The sequence below is a fragment of the Blastococcus sp. SYSU D01042 genome (genome assembly GCF_054050515.1).
In genome coordinates this window covers 194462-210180 of record NZ_JBJGZM010000003.1, presented here as the reverse complement: position 1 = coordinate 210180, position 15719 = coordinate 194462, and the positions used below count along the sequence as shown (strand labels likewise).

General features: G+C 75.8%; 17 protein-coding genes. 3 read left to right on the top strand and 14 right to left on the bottom strand.

The genetic code is table 11. The annotated features are described in order from the left end of the window. The first annotated feature begins 36 nt into the window (after nucleotides 1–36). Nucleotides 37–303: an ANTAR domain-containing protein gene (locus ACI79H_RS07630; protein WP_456553780.1), complete on the top strand. Its 267-nt coding sequence runs from the start codon at nucleotides 37–39 to the stop codon at nucleotides 301–303. On the opposite strand, the gene ACI79H_RS07625 is transcribed toward ACI79H_RS07630, so the two are convergent. The 9 genes from ACI79H_RS07625 to ACI79H_RS07585 all read right to left on the bottom strand — a co-directional run bounded on the left by ACI79H_RS07625 (nucleotide 300) and on the right by ACI79H_RS07585 (nucleotide 10540). Beyond that, the gene (locus ACI79H_RS07625; RefSeq protein WP_456553779.1) at nucleotides 300–887 is read right to left on the bottom strand and encodes a TetR/AcrR family transcriptional regulator; all 588 of its coding nucleotides are present in this window, start codon (nucleotides 885–887) and stop codon (nucleotides 300–302) included. The two genes, ACI79H_RS07630 and ACI79H_RS07625, sit on opposite strands and share 4 nt — an antisense overlap. A 25-nt stretch (nucleotides 888–912) precedes the next feature. Continuing rightward, complete coding sequence (locus ACI79H_RS07620) at nucleotides 913–2331, bottom strand: amidase (RefSeq protein ID WP_456553778.1); 1419 nt, start codon at nucleotides 2329–2331, stop codon at nucleotides 913–915. 46 nt (nucleotides 2332–2377) lie between these two features. Beyond that, nucleotides 2378–3331 (bottom strand): carbohydrate kinase family protein, encoded by a 954-nt coding sequence (locus ACI79H_RS07615; RefSeq protein WP_456553777.1) that lies wholly within the window; start codon nucleotides 3329–3331, stop codon nucleotides 2378–2380. Continuing rightward, on the bottom strand, nucleotides 3328–4281 hold the full coding sequence (locus ACI79H_RS07610; RefSeq protein WP_456553776.1) for a cyclase family protein: 954 nt from the start codon (nucleotides 4279–4281) through the stop codon (nucleotides 3328–3330). Before ACI79H_RS07610 ends, ACI79H_RS07615 begins: the two co-directional genes overlap by 4 nt. Continuing rightward, on the bottom strand, nucleotides 4278–4946 hold the full coding sequence (locus ACI79H_RS07605) for a class II aldolase/adducin family protein (protein WP_456553775.1): 669 nt from the start codon (nucleotides 4944–4946) through the stop codon (nucleotides 4278–4280). The genes ACI79H_RS07610 and ACI79H_RS07605 overlap by 4 nt, the downstream gene beginning before the upstream one ends. 1 nt (nucleotide 4947) lies before the next feature. Continuing rightward, nucleotides 4948–6195, bottom strand: a complete 1248-nt coding sequence (locus ACI79H_RS07600; protein WP_456553774.1) for an aminotransferase class III-fold pyridoxal phosphate-dependent enzyme — start codon at nucleotides 6193–6195, stop codon at nucleotides 4948–4950. A 105-nt stretch (nucleotides 6196–6300) separates the two neighbouring features. Then, the gene (locus tag ACI79H_RS07595) at nucleotides 6301–7917 is read right to left on the bottom strand and encodes a gamma-glutamyltransferase family protein (RefSeq protein ID WP_456553773.1); all 1617 of its coding nucleotides are present in this window, start codon (nucleotides 7915–7917) and stop codon (nucleotides 6301–6303) included. Continuing rightward, nucleotides 7884–9275, bottom strand: coding sequence for an amidase (locus ACI79H_RS07590; protein WP_456553772.1), 1392 nt, complete (start codon nucleotides 9273–9275; stop codon nucleotides 7884–7886). Before ACI79H_RS07590 ends, ACI79H_RS07595 begins: the two co-directional genes overlap by 34 nt. Next, nucleotides 9272–10540 (bottom strand): pyridoxal phosphate-dependent decarboxylase family protein, encoded by a 1269-nt coding sequence (locus tag ACI79H_RS07585; RefSeq protein WP_456553771.1) that lies wholly within the window; start codon nucleotides 10538–10540, stop codon nucleotides 9272–9274. Before ACI79H_RS07585 ends, ACI79H_RS07590 begins: the two co-directional genes overlap by 4 nt. Before the next feature lie 96 nt (nucleotides 10541–10636). Between ACI79H_RS07585 and ACI79H_RS07580 the strand changes: the two genes are divergently transcribed. Together ACI79H_RS07580 and ACI79H_RS07575 are read left to right on the top strand one after the other, a co-directional pair. Further along, on the top strand, nucleotides 10637–11620 hold the full coding sequence (locus ACI79H_RS07580) for an NAD-dependent epimerase/dehydratase family protein (protein WP_456553770.1): 984 nt from the start codon (nucleotides 10637–10639) through the stop codon (nucleotides 11618–11620). Continuing rightward, on the top strand, nucleotides 11620–12459 hold the full coding sequence (locus ACI79H_RS07575) for a spermidine synthase (protein ID WP_456553769.1): 840 nt from the start codon (nucleotides 11620–11622) through the stop codon (nucleotides 12457–12459). The genes ACI79H_RS07580 and ACI79H_RS07575 overlap by 1 nt, the downstream gene beginning before the upstream one ends. Nucleotides 12460–12474: 15 nt before the next feature. On the opposite strand, the gene ACI79H_RS07570 is transcribed toward ACI79H_RS07575, so the two are convergent. The 5 genes from ACI79H_RS07570 to ACI79H_RS07550 form a co-directional block, all read right to left on the bottom strand. After that, entirely contained in the window at nucleotides 12475–12759 is a 285-nt protein-coding gene (locus ACI79H_RS07570) for a DUF2516 family protein (RefSeq protein ID WP_456553768.1), read from the bottom strand. A gap of 80 nt (nucleotides 12760–12839) precedes the next feature. Next, nucleotides 12840–13559, bottom strand: a complete 720-nt coding sequence (locus tag ACI79H_RS07565) for a hypothetical protein (RefSeq protein ID WP_456553767.1) — start codon at nucleotides 13557–13559, stop codon at nucleotides 12840–12842. Further along, nucleotides 13556–14083 carry a helix-turn-helix domain-containing protein gene (locus tag ACI79H_RS07560; RefSeq protein WP_456553766.1) on the bottom strand — a complete coding sequence of 176 codons (528 nt, stop codon included), beginning with the start codon at nucleotides 14081–14083 and terminating at the stop codon, nucleotides 13556–13558. The genes ACI79H_RS07565 and ACI79H_RS07560 overlap by 4 nt, the downstream gene beginning before the upstream one ends. A gap of 88 nt (nucleotides 14084–14171) precedes the next feature. Further along, a complete protein-coding gene (locus ACI79H_RS07555) occupies nucleotides 14172–15152 on the bottom strand; it encodes an asparaginase (protein ID WP_456553765.1) in 981 nt (326 codons plus the stop codon). Continuing rightward, entirely contained in the window at nucleotides 15152–15709 is a 558-nt protein-coding gene (locus ACI79H_RS07550) for an RsiG family protein (protein WP_456553764.1), read from the bottom strand. The genes ACI79H_RS07555 and ACI79H_RS07550 overlap by 1 nt, the downstream gene beginning before the upstream one ends. Nucleotides 15710–15719 lie beyond the last annotated feature (10 nt).

The following is a 15719-nucleotide window of genomic DNA, read 5'->3' as shown; positions in this document are numbered from 1 at the left end:
GCGACCGCGGCCGGTTTACGTCGTATCCTGCTGCGCGTGACTGACCCGCTCGGGATCCTCGGTGACGAGCTCCAGCACCTGCACGACGAGCTCGGGATGGCGCACCAGCAGGTCGCCCAGCTCGAGACGGGCCTGCTCAGCAACCGGCGCATCGGGATCGCCATCGGCGTCGTCATGGAGCGGTACAAGCTCTCCGCCGACGAGGCGTTCGGTGTGCTGCAGCGCCTCTCGCAGGAGCGGAACGAGAAGCTCCGGGCGATCGCCGAGCGCATCGTCGACACCGGCGAGCTGCCCGGCGCCTAGCGCTGCCGGCGGATCCGGTCCAGCAGCGCGTCCACCAGGGCGGTCTGCTGCTCCGCCGTCGCGCTGCGCGGGTGCAGCGCGGCCTGGGTGCTCAGCCCGTCGTTCAGCACGTGCAGCTCGTGGACGACGGCCTCGACGTCCACCCCCGGCCGCAGCTCCCCCCGGTCGCGCGCCTGCTCGAGCCGGACGCGCAGCGTGCCGCGGAAACCCTCCACCTCGGCGCCGTACAGGTCCACCAGCCGGGGGTTGCCGACCGCCTGCCCCCAGAAGCTCACCTCCACGACGGCCAGGAAGCGGCGCCGCTCGTCCAGGGGCAGGCACTCGAGCACGTACTGGCGCACCGAGGCCAGACCGGTCAGCCCGCGGTCCAGCCGCGCGTGCACCTCGGCGTGCGCGGCGAGCATGGCCGAGGCCATGAGCTCGGCCTTGTCGGCGAAGTAGTGCGCCAGGACGCCGCTGGAGCAGCCGGCCTCGCGGGCGATGCCGCGGGTCGTGGCGCTGGCGATGCCCTCCCGCGCGATCACCCGCCAGGTCGCCTCGATGATCGACCGGCGACGCTCGTCGTGGTCGACGATCTTCGGCACCCGGACTCCCGGTGGACGACGGCGGTCAGGACAGCGCCGGCCACCGGTCCACGAGCCCGAGCCGCTGCTCGAGCACGTGAGCGACCCGGAGGACGTCGATGTCCTGGTTCCGCCGGCCGACGATCTGCACACCCACCGGGAGACCCGCCGCGGTCCAGCCGCACGGGATGGAGATCGCCGGCTGCCCGGTGAGGTTGAAGGGGTTGAGCAGGTAGGAGCGCCCCCGGGCACCCAGCCGCACGCCCTCGATCTCCTGCGGTCCCGGGCCGGGCTCCGCGGACCACGCCTCGAGCGGCATCGCGGGTGTGACCAGGAGGTCGATCTCCTCGAAGAGGGTCCGGGCGGCGTCGTACAGGCGGCCCCGCTGGACCTCGGCGGCCCGCAGGTCGACCGCCGAGTGCGACCGGCCGTACTCGATGAGCCGCTTCAGGTCCTCCTCCAGCCAGTCGGGCTCCTGGTCGGCGAACGGCCCGACGCCCACGGCCAGGCCGCTGCTGTAGATGACCCGGTGGAAGCGGCTCGGGTCTTCCCACCCGGGGGCGCCCTCCTCCACCGCGCAGCCGAGCTCGGCCAGCACGCCGACCGCCGCGCCGACGATCTGCACCACCTCCGCGCTGACCGCCCCGTACCCGAGGTCCGGGCTCCAGCGGACCTTCCGCCCGGCGAGCGGCCGGTCGGACCCCGGCAGCGGCACGAACGGCTCCAGGTCGGTGGTCAGCGAGAGCGGGTCGCGGTCGTCGCTGCCGGCCATGACCGACGTCATGAGGGCGGCGTCGGCGACGGTCCGGGTGAGCGGGCCCTGGTGGGTGCGGTGCGTCCAGTACTCGCGGACCGGGTGCACGGGGATGCGGCCGAAGGAGGGCTTGAAGCCCACGACCCCGCACAGCGCGGCCGGGATGCGGATGGACCCCGCGCCGTCCGACCCCTGCGCCAGCGGGCCCATCCCGGCGGCCACCGCCGCCGCGGCGCCGCCGGAGGAGGCGCCGGTGGTCCGCGTGGTGTCCCACGGGTTGACGGTCGGCTCCGCGACCAGGTTGTCGGCCATGTCCTTCCAGCCGAAGGCCGGGGTGTTGGTCTTGCCCAGCAGGACGCCGCCGCTGGCGCGCAGCCGCCCCGCGACGACGCTGTCGGTGTCGGGCACGTGGTCGACGAAGAACCGGGTCCCCTGCGTGGTGCGGATGCCGGCGGTGTTCTCGAGGTCCTTGATCGAGTACGGGATCCCGTCCATGTCGCTGATCCGCTCGCCGCGGTGCGCCCGCTCCGTCGCGGCCGCCGCCTCGGCGCGCGCGAGGTCGTCGGTGACCGTGATGAACGCGTGCACCTGCGGCTCGACGGCATCCATCCGGTCGAGCACCGAGTCCAGGATCTCCGTCGGCGAGACCTCCCCGGCCTCGATCATCCGGGCCAGGTCGGTAGCTGGCGTCGCCCACAGCTGGTCGCTCACGTGCGCTCCTGTCGTCGTGCCGCTCGGCGGCGGGGAGGGGTGCTCGTCACCGCGGCAGGCTCCGGCGGCGGTCGGCGAGGAAGGCGAGCGTGGAGTCCAGGTCCCGCAGGCCGGCGTCGGAGCCCAGGCCCCCGGCGGTGAGCGTGCCGGAGGCGATGCCCAGCCAGGCCGCCTCCTCCAGCGGCCAGCCCAGCGTCAGCCCGCGGATCACCCCGGCGCAGAAGGCGTCGCCGCAGCCGGTGGAGTCGACGACGTCGCCGGGGATGGCCGGGAGCGAGAACTCGCCGTCCTCCCCCACGCCGAAGCACCCGTCGGCGTCCATCTTCACGACGACCGCCCGCGCGCCGAGGTCCCGCAGCGCCCGCGCGCCCTCCTGGGGCGAGGACAGGCCGGTCAGCTTCGCGACCTCGTCCCGGTTGGGCATGAAGACGTCGACGTGCGGCAGGGACGGGGCGAAGGCGGCGAGCGCGTCGGAGCGCTTGACGCCGAGGCAGTCGGCGGTCGTGATCGCGCCGTGCGCCCGTGCGTGGGCCAGCAACTCCTGCGACGGGTCCCCGTCCAGGCCCGGAAGCGCGGAGACCCCGCCGTAGTGCAGGGCGTCGAGGCCGGTGAGGGCGTCCCAGGGCAGGTCGTCCCGGCCCAGCGCGGCGTTCGCCCCCCGCACGTGCCACGCCGGGCGGACGCCCGCGCTGCTGATCGGGAGCATGGTGGCCGAGGTCGGGTGCTCCGGCTTCACGACGAGTCCGCTCGCGTCGACCCCCTCCTGCTCGAGCAGGGTGCGCACGAAGGCGCCGACGTTGTCCGCCCCGACGGCGCCCACGGCCAGCACGTCGGCACCCAGCCGGGCGAGGTCGACCGCCGTCCCCCCGGCCGTGCCGGCCACCGTCATGCGGATCTCGTCGATGACCACCGCCGACTGGGTGGTGGGCAGCACGTCGATCGCCCGGCCCAGGACGTCGAGGATGTGGACGCCCACGCAGGCGATCCGCGGCCCGCTCACTTGATCGCCAGCGCGTTGGCCGGGGAACCGATCCCGCCGGGCACGTTGAGCGGCGCGCTGCACAGCAGGAACTCGTACCGCCCGTCGGTGGCGCAGTCCTCGGCGAGGGCGTCGAGCTCCCACAGCTCGCCGATCGCCAGCCCGAACTGCCCGATCAGGACGTTGTGCAGGAAGCCGAAGGGCGCCGCCTCGGGCCGCGGGTCCGGCGGCCACACCTCGAGCGCCGGCGCATCGCTCACGACGGCGGCGGCGCCGCTGTCCCACACGTAGCGGGCCATCGCCTCGGTGTGCTCGATGCCGGCCGCCGCCAGCCGGCCACGGGCCATCGCCTGCCGCGCCCGCTCGTCCTGGCCCCGGTACCAACCCACGAAGCCGGTGCGGACCAGCACGACGTCACCGGGGCGGAACTCCACCCCCGCCTGCCGGCGGGCCAGCTCCAGGTCCTCGACGGTCAGGGCCGTGCTGGTGCCGGGGTCGAGCGGGCGGCCGTCCGCGGCCAGCGCGCGGGCGACGTCGAGGAGCACGCCCCTGCCGGCGATCCCGCGCTGCGCCCAGAGGTCGATGCCGTTGCGGCCGTCGCGGGCGATCTCCTCGGCCGAGACGCCCCCGTAGAAGACGCCGGGCCGGTAGGCGACGTGCGAGAGCGCGTCCCACTGGCTGGCGGCCTGCGGGTAGTAGTTGTCGTAGACGTCGTCGAAGCCGGTGCCCCCGGAGCTCGGCAGCCGGGTGTGGCGGATCGCGCCGCGGCCGTACAGCGGCGGGTCGAACAGGTCGTGGGGTGCGTTCAGCGGGAAGACCGCACCGCGGACGACGGAGCGCGCGGCCGCCGCGACCGCGGCCTCCGACTGCAGGCCCATCCGGCCGACGGCGCCCCCGACGTCCCACCCGACCGGCGCGCCCGCGTCGTCCCGGGGCAGCTCGTCGTACGGCGGGAACGCTCCGGCGCTCACCGGGCCACCTCCGGCGCCGCGCCGTACCGGCGGGCGGACTCCGAGGCGACCCGGCCGAGCTCCTCGTCGGTCAGGATGCGCGGGCTGCCGAACCCGCTGGCGGCCAGGTGGACCTCGGCCAGCCACTCGACCAGCTGGGCGCGCTCGTAGGCCTCGGCCAGGTCGGCGCCGTAGGTGATCGCCCCGTGGTTCTGGAGGAGGACCGCGGTGCGCCCGGTGAGGGCCTCGACCGCCACCCGGGCCAGCTCGTCGGAGCCGAACCGCTCGTAGGGCGCCACCCGGATGGTCGGGCCGCCGCCGGCCCGCAGGATCGAGTAGTGCACCGCCGGCAGCTCGTCGAGCACGATCGAGGCCGCGACCGCGCGGGGCGAGTGGGTGTGCACGACCGCCGCCGCCCGCGTGGTCCGGTAGACCGCCAGGTGCATGGGGGTCTCCGAGGAGAGCCGGCCCTCACCCCCGACGTGCTCGCCGTCGGTCGTCACGAAGCAGATCTGCTCGGGGGTGACCTCGTCGTAGCGCACCTGCGACGGCGTGATGGCGACGACGTCGTCCAGGCGCACGCTGAGGTTCCCCGCCGGCCCGACCGCGAGCCCGTCGGGGTTCATCCGCCGCCCGTACGCGACGAGGTCCTCGGCGGCGGCGCGACGTCGGGGGTCGGTGGTCACGTCAGCCCTGGCGCACGAGCCGGGCGAGCTCGGCGAACGCGTCGTCGGTGCGCTCCAGCGCCTGGTCGATGTCGTCGGCGGTGTGGGCCGCGCTGAGGAACCAGTTGTGCACCGGGTGCAGGTACACCCCGCGCTTGACGGCCTCGTTGGTCCACGTCCGCGCCAGCGTCGACGCGGCGTCGTCGTCCGCGAAGCGCAGCAGCGGCATCTGCACCGGACCGGTCTGCCGCGTGTCGAAGCCGTGGGCCGCCGACTGGGCGGCCAGCCCGTCACGGAGACGCTGACCGGACTCGGCCATCCGGGCCAGCGCGTCGGTGTCCCGGAGCTGGGTGAGCGTGGCGAGCGAGGCGGCCATGGACACCGCGGAGTACCAGAAGGAGCCGGTCACGTAGATGCTCGAGGCGGCTGCGCGGAGGTCGTCCCGACCGGTGATCGCGGCGAGGGAGTACCCGTTGGCGATCGCCTTGGACCAGGCGGCCAGGTCGGGCTGGACCCCCAGCGGCGCCCAGCTGCCGGCGAGGTCGAGGCGGAACCCGCAGCGCACGTCGTCGAGGATCATGACCGCACCCGTGCGGTCGCAGATCGCCCGGATCGCGCGGGCGAACTCGACGCTGCCCATCTCCTGGTCGCGGGCCAGCTCCTGCCGCACCGGGGAGACGATGATCCCGGCCAGGTCGTCGCCGGCCTCGGCGACCGCGGCCTCCAGCGAGGCGACGTCGTTGTAGTCGAAGTAGCCCAGGTGCGCCCGGTCCTCGGCGAGCACGCCGCCCGGCCGGGGCGTGCACCACGGGATCGCCCCGTGGTACGCCCCGGTGGCGACCAGGACCTTCCGCCGACCAGTCGAGGCCCGCGCGATGGTCACGCACGCGGTCGTGGCGTCGGTGCCGTTCTTGGCCAGCATCGCCCAGTCGGCGTGCGGCACCAGCTCGACCAGCAGCTCCGAGAGGTCGACCATCACCGGCGAGGGCCCGTCCAGGAGGTCCCCGATCTCCAGCTGGGCGCGGACCGCCGCCTCGACGACCGGGTCCTTGCGGCCCAGGACGATCGGACCCCAGCCGCACATGAAGTCCACGTACTCGTTGCCGTCGGCGTCCCAGACGCGGCTGCCCTCGCCGCGGGTCATGAACTGCGGGTAGGCGTCGGGCAGCGCGGCCGCGTTCATGTGGCCGTACATGCCGCCGGGGATCACCGCGCCGGCACGCGCGCGCAGCGCCGCGTCGACCGTCCGCGGGGCGAGGACCTGGGTCATCGCGTTTTTCTATCAGTCGTCCGATAACCGCACCAGGCCCCGCGCCCTGTCCGCCGCGATCCCGCGGGAACCTCCCGCACCAGCGCACCGCCACTGAGCCCGCCGTCAGGCGGCGAGGGCCGCGCCGATCAGGGACCGGGCGTCCGCGGCGCCGCGGGGCGGGCCGTCGACCGGGAAGTCGATCAGGTGCGCGTGCCCGAAGGCGGCCGGGTCGGGGCGCACCGTCTCGACCCGGTGGCCGCGCTCCTCCAGGCCCGGGCGCCAGGACGCCGGGGCGTCGGCCTCGATCCGGACGCGGTGCCCGGCGGGGCGCTCCCACAGGTTGAAGCCCGTGCCGTCCTCGTTCCCCAGGACCCAGCGCGGCGCGCCGATCACCGCTCCCGGGTCCTCGCCCGCGACGAGCAGGCGGGCCAGCAGCTGCAGCACCAGCTGCGTCTGCGAGTCCCCGCCCATCGTCCCGAGCAGCGCGCGCAGGGACCCGTCGGGCCGGGTGACCAGGGTGGGCGCCAGCGTGTGCGGCGGCCGCCGGCCCGGCCGGTACTCGGCCGGGTGCCCGGGCTCCAGGCTGAACCCGATGCCGCGGTTATGCAGGAGCACCCCGGTCCCCGGCACCGCCACGTGGCAGCCGAACTCCTTGGCGTTGGACTGGATGAGGCTCACGCCCATGCCGTCGCGGTCCGAGGCGCAGAGGTAGATGGTCCCGCCGCCCGCGTAGCGGTCCTCCCGCAGCACCGTCCGGCGGGGATCGACCCTCGCGGCCCGCGCGGCCAGCCGGTCGAGGTCGAGCAGCTCCGTCCCGTCGGCACCGTCGAAGAGCCCCCGGGTCCGGTCGAGCCCGGCCAGGCGCGCCGCCTCCACCGTGAGGTGCACCCAGGCCGCGTCGTCCGGATCGGCCCCGAGGCCGGCCCGCTCGGCGATCCCGGCACCGGCCAGCGCGAGCACGCCGGCCGAGTTCGGCGGCACGGTCCACACCCGGTGACCCCAGACGTCCAACCCGAGCGCCGTCACCCAGTCCGCCGACGACCGGGCCAGGTCCTCGGGGGCGTACTCCCCGGCCCCGACCTCCAGCAGGCGCTCGCCGAACTCCCCGCCGTAGAAGCCGTCGCGGCCCTCCGCGACGATGGCCCGCAGCATGCGCGCGGGCCCGGGCCGCCGGAGGTGGTCACCCGTCCCGACGCCGGACGCCACCAGCTCGTCGCAGCCGGTCACGCCGGCCAGCTTCGGCAGCATGAAGGCGAGCATCGGCGAGGTCGGGAACCCACCGTCGGCCAGCTCGATCGCCGGTGCCAGCACGTCGGCGATCGGCAGCCGGCCCAGCCGGCCGTGGAGCTCCAGCCAGCCGTCCACGCACCCGGGCACCGGCGCGCTGCGGACGTCGCCCAGCGGCGGCATCGCGCGGTGCCCCTCGGCCCGCAGCCGGTCCGGGTCGGCACCGCTCCCGGCGCGGCCCGACGCGTTCAGGACCAGCGGCTCGGCCGCCCCGGTGCCCGGCCCGGCGACCAGCGCCATCAGGTCGCCGCCCATCCCGCACATGTGGGGGGTCGTCACCGTCAGGGCGGCGCTGGTGGCGACCGCCGCGTCCACGGCGTTCCCGCCGGCGCGCAGCACGGCGGTGCCGGCCTCCGACGCCAGCCGGTCGACGCTGCAGACGAGCCCGTCAGGTCCGGGGACGGTCTCCGTCGCCCACCTCACCGCGCCCTCGGCGGCGCCACCAGCGGCCACGGCCGCTCCCGCTCCCACTGCGCCGCGACCGACAGCAGCAGCGGATCGCTGTGCCGCGGCCCGACGATCTGCATCCCGATCGGCAGCCCGCGCGGCGAGAGCCCGGCCGGCACGCTCACCGCCGGCACGCCGGTGATGTTCATGCCCATGGTCAGCCGGCCGGTGTTGCCCGCGCCCTCGACGTCGACGTCGCCCACCCGGACCGGCGAGGGCCCCTCGGCGGCGTACGCGTCGTCGGGGTTGGTCGCGGCCAGCACCAGGTCGACGGACTCGAACAGGTCGGCGAAGGACTCGTTGAGCTGCTTGCGCAGCGGGTCGACCGCCGCCGCGGCGGCGATGTCGAAGCTCTCCGAGCGCTCCATGAGCGCCGCCACCTCGTCGGTCAGCAGCTCGCGGATCTGCGGCCAGTAGGCGTGCATGCCGTGCCACATGGTCGGCAGCGACGCCCCCGACCACACCGCGGCCATGTCGGGGACGACGAACTCGACGTCGACCCGGCGCATGCCCGCCGCGGTGATCAGCGCGGCCGCCGCCTCCTCGATGCCGGCGACGACGTCGGGGTGCACCACCGCGCCGCCGAAGTCCGGCAGCACCGCGACGCGCAGGCCGGCCAGGTCGTGGCTGCCCAGCCCCGCCTCGAAGCCCTCCACCCGCGGCAGGCTGAACGGGTCCCGCGGGTGCGCACCGTTGGCGACGTCCAGCCACCGGGCGGTGTCGCGCACCGAGCGGGACAGGCAGCCGACCGTGGAGTGCAGCGGCTCGATCTGCGCCATGGGCGCGAACGGGATGGTCCGGAAGCTCGTCTTGATGCCGACCAGCCCGGTGTACCCGGCGGGGATCCGGATCGAGCCGCCGCCGTCGGTGCCGGTGCCGATCGGCACGACTCCCCCGGCCACCGCGGCCGCCGTCCCGCCGCTGGACCCGCCCGGGGTGCGCTCGGGGTCCCACGGGTTGCGGGTGGCGCCGCGCAGCTTGGTCGCGGTGTAGCCGACCAGGCCGAACTCGCTGCTGGTGGTCTGGACGACGGGGATGGCACCGCCGCGGTCGCGGATGCGCTCCACGTGCACCGTCGTGAACGGCCCGGTGGTGCCCTCGAGCAGCTTGCTGCCGCGGGCGAAGGGCCAGCCCTCGACCGGCTCGAGCTCCTTGACCGCGAACGGCACCCCGCCGAAGGGCAGCGAGACGTCGGCCGTGCGCGCCGCCGCCAGCGCGTTCTCGGCGTCGACGTGGCAGACGGCGTTGAGGTCGCTGGTGTCGACGGCGTCGAGCACCGCCTGCACCGCCTCGACCGGGCTGATCTCCCGCGCGCGGAACGCGTCGACCAGCGCGCAGGCGTCCTGCAGCCAGGGCTCGCTCATGCGTCGGCCCCCGCGGCGGGGCGGGCGGCGCCGTAGACGGCCGGCCCCGCGTCGGAGGTCCGGCCGCGCGCCACCTCGACCGCCTCGGCGAGCGCGGCGAGGAACTCGTCGGCCACGCGCACGTGGTACGGCGACACCATGAGGTGCAGCCCCCCGGGCTGCCGGTTGGGGTACCAGCCCCGCTCGGCCAACGCGTCGGCCACCGCCCCCATGTCCACGACGTCGCTGCCGAACTGGAACACGCACAGATCCGGCGTCGAGGTGATCGCCAGGCCGTCGATGGCCGCGATGCCCTCCTGGAGCCGTCGGGTGGCGTCGCGCACCTTGGTCGCCTGCCGGAGGTAGCCGTCCTCGCCGAGGTGGCGCATCGCCGCCCACGCCCCGGCGATCGGCGGCGCGGGCCGGGTGCCGGCGGCGGTGGGCGAGCCGTACAGCCCCCCACCCCAGGCGCCGTCGTCGAACCACCACTGCGTCCGGTACTGCGCGACGTCGCGGTGCAGCAGGACGCTGGCGCCCTTGAACGCGTAGCCGTACTTGTGCAGGTCGGCGCTGATGCTCGTGACGCCCTCGACCCGGAAGTCCCACGGCGGCACCGGTTCGCCCAGCCGCTCCCAGAACGGCAGCACCATCCCGCCCAGGCAGGCGTCCACGTGGCAGAGCACGCCCGCCTCCCGGGCGATCGCCGCGACGTCGGCCACCGGGTCGATGACGCCGTACGGGTAGCAGGGGGCGCTGGCCACGACCATCGCGGTCTCCGGGCCCACGGCCTCCCGCATCGCCGCGACGTCGAGCCGGTAGCCCGCGTCGACCGGCACGCGCACCTGGCGCATGCCGAGCAGGTGGCAGGCCTTCGCGAACGCCGGGTGCGCGGTGATCGCGGTGACCAGCACCGGGTCGGCGATGCCCTTCGTGCGGGCCGTCTCCCGCGCGACCAGCACCGACATGAAGATCGACTCGGTGCCGCCGCTGGTCAGCCCGCCCGCGCCGGGGGTGCCGTGCAGCAGGGCGGCCACCATGTCCGCGGACTCGCGCTCGAGCCGGGCCAGGCTCGGGAACCGCACCGGGTTGAGCGCGTTCTCCGCCAGGTACTCGCGGCTGACCTCGGCGAGCAGCTCCTCGAGCTCGTCGTCGTCCGGGTGGAAGATCAGTCCGAAGATGCGGCCGTTGCGCCAGTCGGCGTCGTCGTGCCGGTTGGCCCGCAGCTCGGCGAGGACGTCGGCGGCGTCCAGGCCGGCGGCGGGCAGTGCGGGCGGTTCGGCGGACACGGTGCCTCCCAGGTGTGCCGGCGGTCACCCTCCGCCGTCCGGGCGGACCCTATCTGCCCCCGGCCGCCCGCACCGGCCGCGGTTAGGCTCCGGCCGGTGAGGATCCTGGTGCTGGGCGGCACGTCGTTCGTCGGTCGCGCGCTGGTCGAGGAGGCGCTCGCCCGCGGGGACGAGCTGACGCTGTTCAGCCGCGGCCGCACCGGCACCGACCTGTTCCCGGACGTCGCCCGGCTCGTGGGCGACCGCGAGAGCGGGGACTACGCGGCCCTGCAGGGCGGCGACTGGGACGCCGTGCTCGACGTGAGCGGCTACGTCCCGCGGCACGTGGCCCAGGCGGCCGACGCGCTGGCCGGGTCGACCGGCCGGTACCTGTTCATCTCCACCGGCTCGGTCTACGACTTCTCCGGTTCGGAGGGCGTCGAGGGCCTCGTGGACGAGACCGCGCCCCGGTTGCCGGCCGAGACCGGCACCGAGGAGGTCACCGCGCGCACGTACGGGCCGCTCAAGGTGGCCTGCGAGGACGAGGCGGCGGCGCGCTACGGCGACCGGGCGACCATCGTCCGGCCGGGCATCGTGGCCGGCCCGCACGACCCGACGGACCGGTTCACCTGGTGGGCCCGGCGGGCGGCCCGCGGTGGCACGGTCCCGCTGCCCGCCCGGCCGGACCAGCCGGTCCAGGTGGTCGACAGCCGGGACCTCGCGCGCCTGGTGGTGACCCTGCTGCACGACGACCGGCCCGGCACCTACAACGCCGTGGGCCCGGCGGAGCCGGTCACGATGGCGGGGCTGGTGGAGGCGTGCGCCCGGGGCACCGGCGCGACGGTCCGGGTGGTGCCCGTCGACCCCGCCCTGGCCGGCACGGTCCCGCCGCTGGTCCTGCCGAAGCCCCGCTCCGACGTCGGCATGCGGCGCAGCGCCGCCCTGGCCCGCGCCGTCGGGCTGACCGCCACGCCGCTCGAGCAGACCGCCGCCGACGTCGTCGCCTGGGACCGCGGGCGGGGCGAGCCGCCGCTGGCCGTCGACCTGCCCGCCGAGCGCGAGGACGCGCTGCTGGCGGCGGCCACGGCGTCGCGGGGCTGATGCGCACACCGCCCGGCCCGGTCGAGGTGGCCGGCGGCACCGCCGAGCTGCTGGCCGACGCCGACCGCGACGGCTCCTGGGTGCTCATGGTGGACGGCACCCCCCAGTCGCACGTCGACCTCGAGGACCCCGCCCACCTGGAGTTCGAGTACGTCCGCCGGATGGGGCACGTGCTCGACCTCGCCGCCCCGCCCGGGGCGCCGCTGGACGTCGTCCACCTCGGCGGCGGCGCGCTGACGCTGCCGCGGTACGTGGCCACCACCCGACCGGGCTCGCGGCAGCGCGTCGTGGAGATCGACCAGCCGCTCACCGATCTGGTGCGGGAGTTCCTCCCCCTGCCGAGGAACGCCCGCGTCCGGGTGCGGGCCGACGACGCCCGCGCCGCGCTGACCACGCTGCACCCGCGCAGCGCCGACGTCGTCGTCACCGACGTCTTCGCCGGCGCGCGGACGCCGGCCCACCTCACCACCGTCGAGTTCGCCCGCGAGGTCGCCCGCGTGCTGCGCCCCGGCGGTACCTACGTGGCGAACGTCGCCGACGGGCCACCGCTGCGGTTCGCGCGCGGCCAGGTGGCGACGCTGCGCGCGGTCTTCGGCTCCGTGTGCCTGCTCGCCGAGCCCGGCACGATGCGCGGCCGGCGGTTCGGCAACCTGGTCGCCGTCGCCACCGCCGGCGAGCTGCCGCTGGCCGACCTCAGCCGGGCGTGCGCCCGCGACCCCATGCCCGCACGGGTGGTCGACGGAGCGGACCTCGAGCGCTTCGCCGGCCGGACGGCACCGGTCACCGACGACGGGGCGCAGCCCTCCCCCGAACCGCCCGCGGGTGTCTTCGGTCGCTGAGCGACCGGTCGGTGGCTACCAGCCGTTGCCGCGGCGCAGGCCGCGCACGGCCGGCCGGACGTCGACCAGGTAGACGATGGCGGCGATGAGCGCCGGCAACCCCAGGAAGCTCATCGCCCCGAACAGGAAGACGACGGCGGCCGAGATGCCGGTGATCGCCGCCCAGGCCGGCTTGGTCAGCTTGCCCATGGCGACGAAGTGCGGCGCCGGGCGGACGAGCGCGTCGACGAACGCCCACAGGGTCAGCCCCTGGGCGACCCAGTAGAGGGTGCCGAACAGCAGTCCGTCGAACTCCGCCATGGCCGCGAGCGTACCCGCGGACGCGACAGGGCCCCGGAGCGCTCGCGCAGCTCCGGGGCCCTGGTCCGTGGGGTGGTGCGTCAGCCGTTGCGCTTGGCCCGGCTGGTCGTGCCGGCGGCGCCGCTCTTCTTGGCGGCCGGCTTCTTGGCGGCCGGCTTCGGGGCCTCGACGGCGTCCTCGAGCCCGTCCTTGGCGGCGTCCGCGGCCTCCTCGACCGAGGCCTCCGCCTTCGCGGCGATCTTCTCGGCCTTGGCGGCGGTCTTCTGCGCGACCGAGGTCACCTCGTTCGAGGCCTCGGTGACGGCCTCGGCGGCGTCCTCGAGGACGTCCTCGAGAGCGTCCTCGACGGCGTCCACGGCGCTCTCCGCGCGGCGGACGACCCGGCGGAAGCCGGGCTGGCGGCGCAGGTCCTCGACGACCTCGGCACCGCGCTCGGCCAGGCTGCCGACGGTGGCGGTGGCCTGGGTGCGGGCGGTCTCGACCAGGTCGGCGACGGTGCTGCGCAGCACCTCGGGGCGGACGACGCCGGCCAGCTGCTGCGCCGTGGTGCGCGCGGTCCCGGCGGCCTCGGTGGCGCGGGTGCGGGCCTCCTTGACGGCGAGGTCGGCCTGGACCTGGGCCTCGCCGGGCAGCGCCTCGGCGCGGGTGCGGACCTGGTCGAGCACGACCTTGACCCGCTCGACGGCCAGGTCACCGGCGCCGACGACGGCGAGGATCGGGGTGCGGGCCTGCTCGGCCAGGGTCCGGCCCTGGGCCGCGGCGAGCTCGCCGTACTGCTTCACGGTCTGGGTGGGGGTCATGCCGACTCCTTCGCGGGGGTGGTGGGGTTCGGGGGTGCGGCCGGGTGCGCCGGGTCGGCGCCTGCGGCGCGGTGCTCGCGGACGTAGGTCTCGTAGAGCTCCAGCAGCACGGCCTTGTGCCGTTCGGACAGCGCCTCGTCCGAGCGGATCGCCGCCACGGTGTCCGGGTTCCCGGACCGCCGGTCGAGGATCCCCGCCTGCTCGTAGAGCGTCTCGGCGGAGATCTTCAGGCCCCGGGCGATCGACGCGAGGATCTCCGCAGACGGCTTGCGGAGGCCTCGCTCCACCTGGGACAGGTAGGGGTTGCTGACGCCGGCGGTGCGCGCCAGCTCACGCAGGGACACCTGGGCGGCGCTGCGCTGCTCGCGGATGAAGTCCCCGACCTGCGAGCCGACGGCGGTGACGTTGCTCGCCGACGTGCTCCTGGCCTCCGCGACCGACTCCGCCACGCTGCCGGCGACCCGGTCCACCGTCGAGCGGACCGTGCTCACCTGCTCGCGGACGAACTCTCCCGGTGTCTGCACGTGTCTGAGCCTAGGTCGGCCTGCTAGCTCCTGCAAGCAGAGCTGCTAGCACCCGGCCGTGGGTCTCGTCACACCTCGTCCGCGCCGGTCAGGGGGCGATCGACGGCGCCGCGCGCACGCTGCCCACGGTGCCGGTGCCCCCGGAGACGGGTGGCTGCGACCACGGTGCGAGCACCTCGGCGGGCACGCCCAGCCGGCGCAGCCCCGCCGCCAGCGCCGGCATCCGCCCGCGGTCGCCACCGTCGTCGAGCTTGAGGGCCACGGCGCCGGCGCCCGGCAGGGCGGCCACGTGCACGCCGTCGGCACCGCCCTTCACCAGCAGGTCCGGGACCGCGCGCATCAGGTCGGTGTCCTCGCGGCCGGTCCCGGCCACGAACCACGGCTCGGCCCGCATGGCGTCGGCGACCGACCGCTCCGGCGAGCCGGGCGCGGCCTGCACGAGCGACAGGACGCCGCGGGCCAGGCCGGCCGGCGAGAGCGCGTGCTGCGGGGCGCCGCACCCGTCGACGACGACGGCGGCCACCGGCTCGCCGGCCGCCTCGCCCAGCCGCGCCTCGATGGCCTGCTGCAGCGGGTGGTCGCGGTCCAGGTAGCCCTCGACCGGCCAGCCCGCCGCGACGCAGGCGGCGAGCATCGCCGCGTGCTTGCCCGAGCAGTTCATCGCGAGCCGCTCCGGCGCGCGGCCCTCGGCCACCCAGGCCGCCCGGGTGGCCTCGTGCAGCGGCAGCGCCGGCGGGCAGCCGAGGTGCTCGGGGTCGAGCCCGGCGGACTCCAGCACGGACGCGGCCAGCGCCCGGTGGCCGTCCTCCCCGTTGTGCGAGCCACCGGCGATGGCCAGCTCGGCCGCGCTCCGCGGCGTCCACCCGGCAGCCAGCAGCGCCGTGGCCTGCACGGGCTTGTTCGACGACCGCGGCAGCGTCGGCCGGTCGACGGCGCCGGCCGCGAGCAGCACCCCGCCGTCGGCGTCCAGCACGACCAGCGAGCCGCGGTGCACCGACTCCAGGAAGCCCGACCGCTCGACCTCGACCAGGACCGGGTTGTCGGGCCAGGGCGACGCCGCGTCGCCCATCAGCGTCCTTCGTCGGCCAGCAGGGCGGCCACGTCGGCCTCGCCGTCGCGGTAGCGGCGGCCGAGCTCGCCGGCGAGGGCGTCCATGACCTGCTGGACGCCGCGCCGCCGCTCCGAGAGGCCCACCTCGGCCTCGGCGAGGGCGCGCGCACCCTTCTCCAGCTCGGCGTCGCCGAGCTCGGTGATGGCGGAGAGGTCCACGCCCGGGGTCAGCGCGTTGACCCATGACTCGTAGGCGTCCGGGTTGGCCGGCTGCACGGTCTGGTGGCGGCCCAGCCCGTGCGCGGGGCCGCGGCCCTTCTCCGCGAGGATCTCCGGGAGCAGCTCGACCAGCGACCGGCCGTCGTGCTCGGCCCGGCGCTGCAGCTCGCGGCGCACGATGTCCAGCCGGCCCTGCAGCAGCCGCCGCGTGTAGGAGAGGTTGACCTCCTCCTGCTCGGCCTGGCGGCGCAGGGCGCGCACCTCCGACATCGACCGCCGGGTCGCGTCCTCGAGGAACGCGGGGTCCAGCAGCGCGTCGACGGCGGGGCCCCCGGCGGGACTGGTCTTCGTGGTCACGGGTTCTCCT

What these genes read in the sequence shown, in the direction of transcription:
- ACI79H_RS07600 (WP_456553774.1), bottom strand. Translation starts at nt 6,195, where the DNA reads ATGACCCAGGTCCTCGCCCCGCGGACGGTCGACGCGGCGCTGCGCGCG.
- ACI79H_RS07590 (WP_456553772.1), bottom strand. Translation starts at nt 9,275, where the DNA reads ATGAGCGAGCCCTGGCTGCAGGACGCCTGCGCGCTGGTCGACGCGTTC.
- ACI79H_RS07575 (WP_456553769.1), top strand. Translation starts at nt 11,620, where the DNA reads ATGCGCACACCGCCCGGCCCGGTCGAGGTGGCCGGCGGCACCGCCGAG.
- ACI79H_RS07570 (WP_456553768.1), bottom strand. Translation starts at nt 12,759, where the DNA reads ATGGCGGAGTTCGACGGACTGCTGTTCGGCACCCTCTACTGGGTCGCC.
- ACI79H_RS07565 (WP_456553767.1), bottom strand. Translation starts at nt 13,559, where the DNA reads ATGACCCCCACCCAGACCGTGAAGCAGTACGGCGAGCTCGCCGCGGCC.
- ACI79H_RS07555 (WP_456553765.1), bottom strand. Translation starts at nt 15,152, where the DNA reads ATGGGCGACGCGGCGTCGCCCTGGCCCGACAACCCGGTCCTGGTCGAG.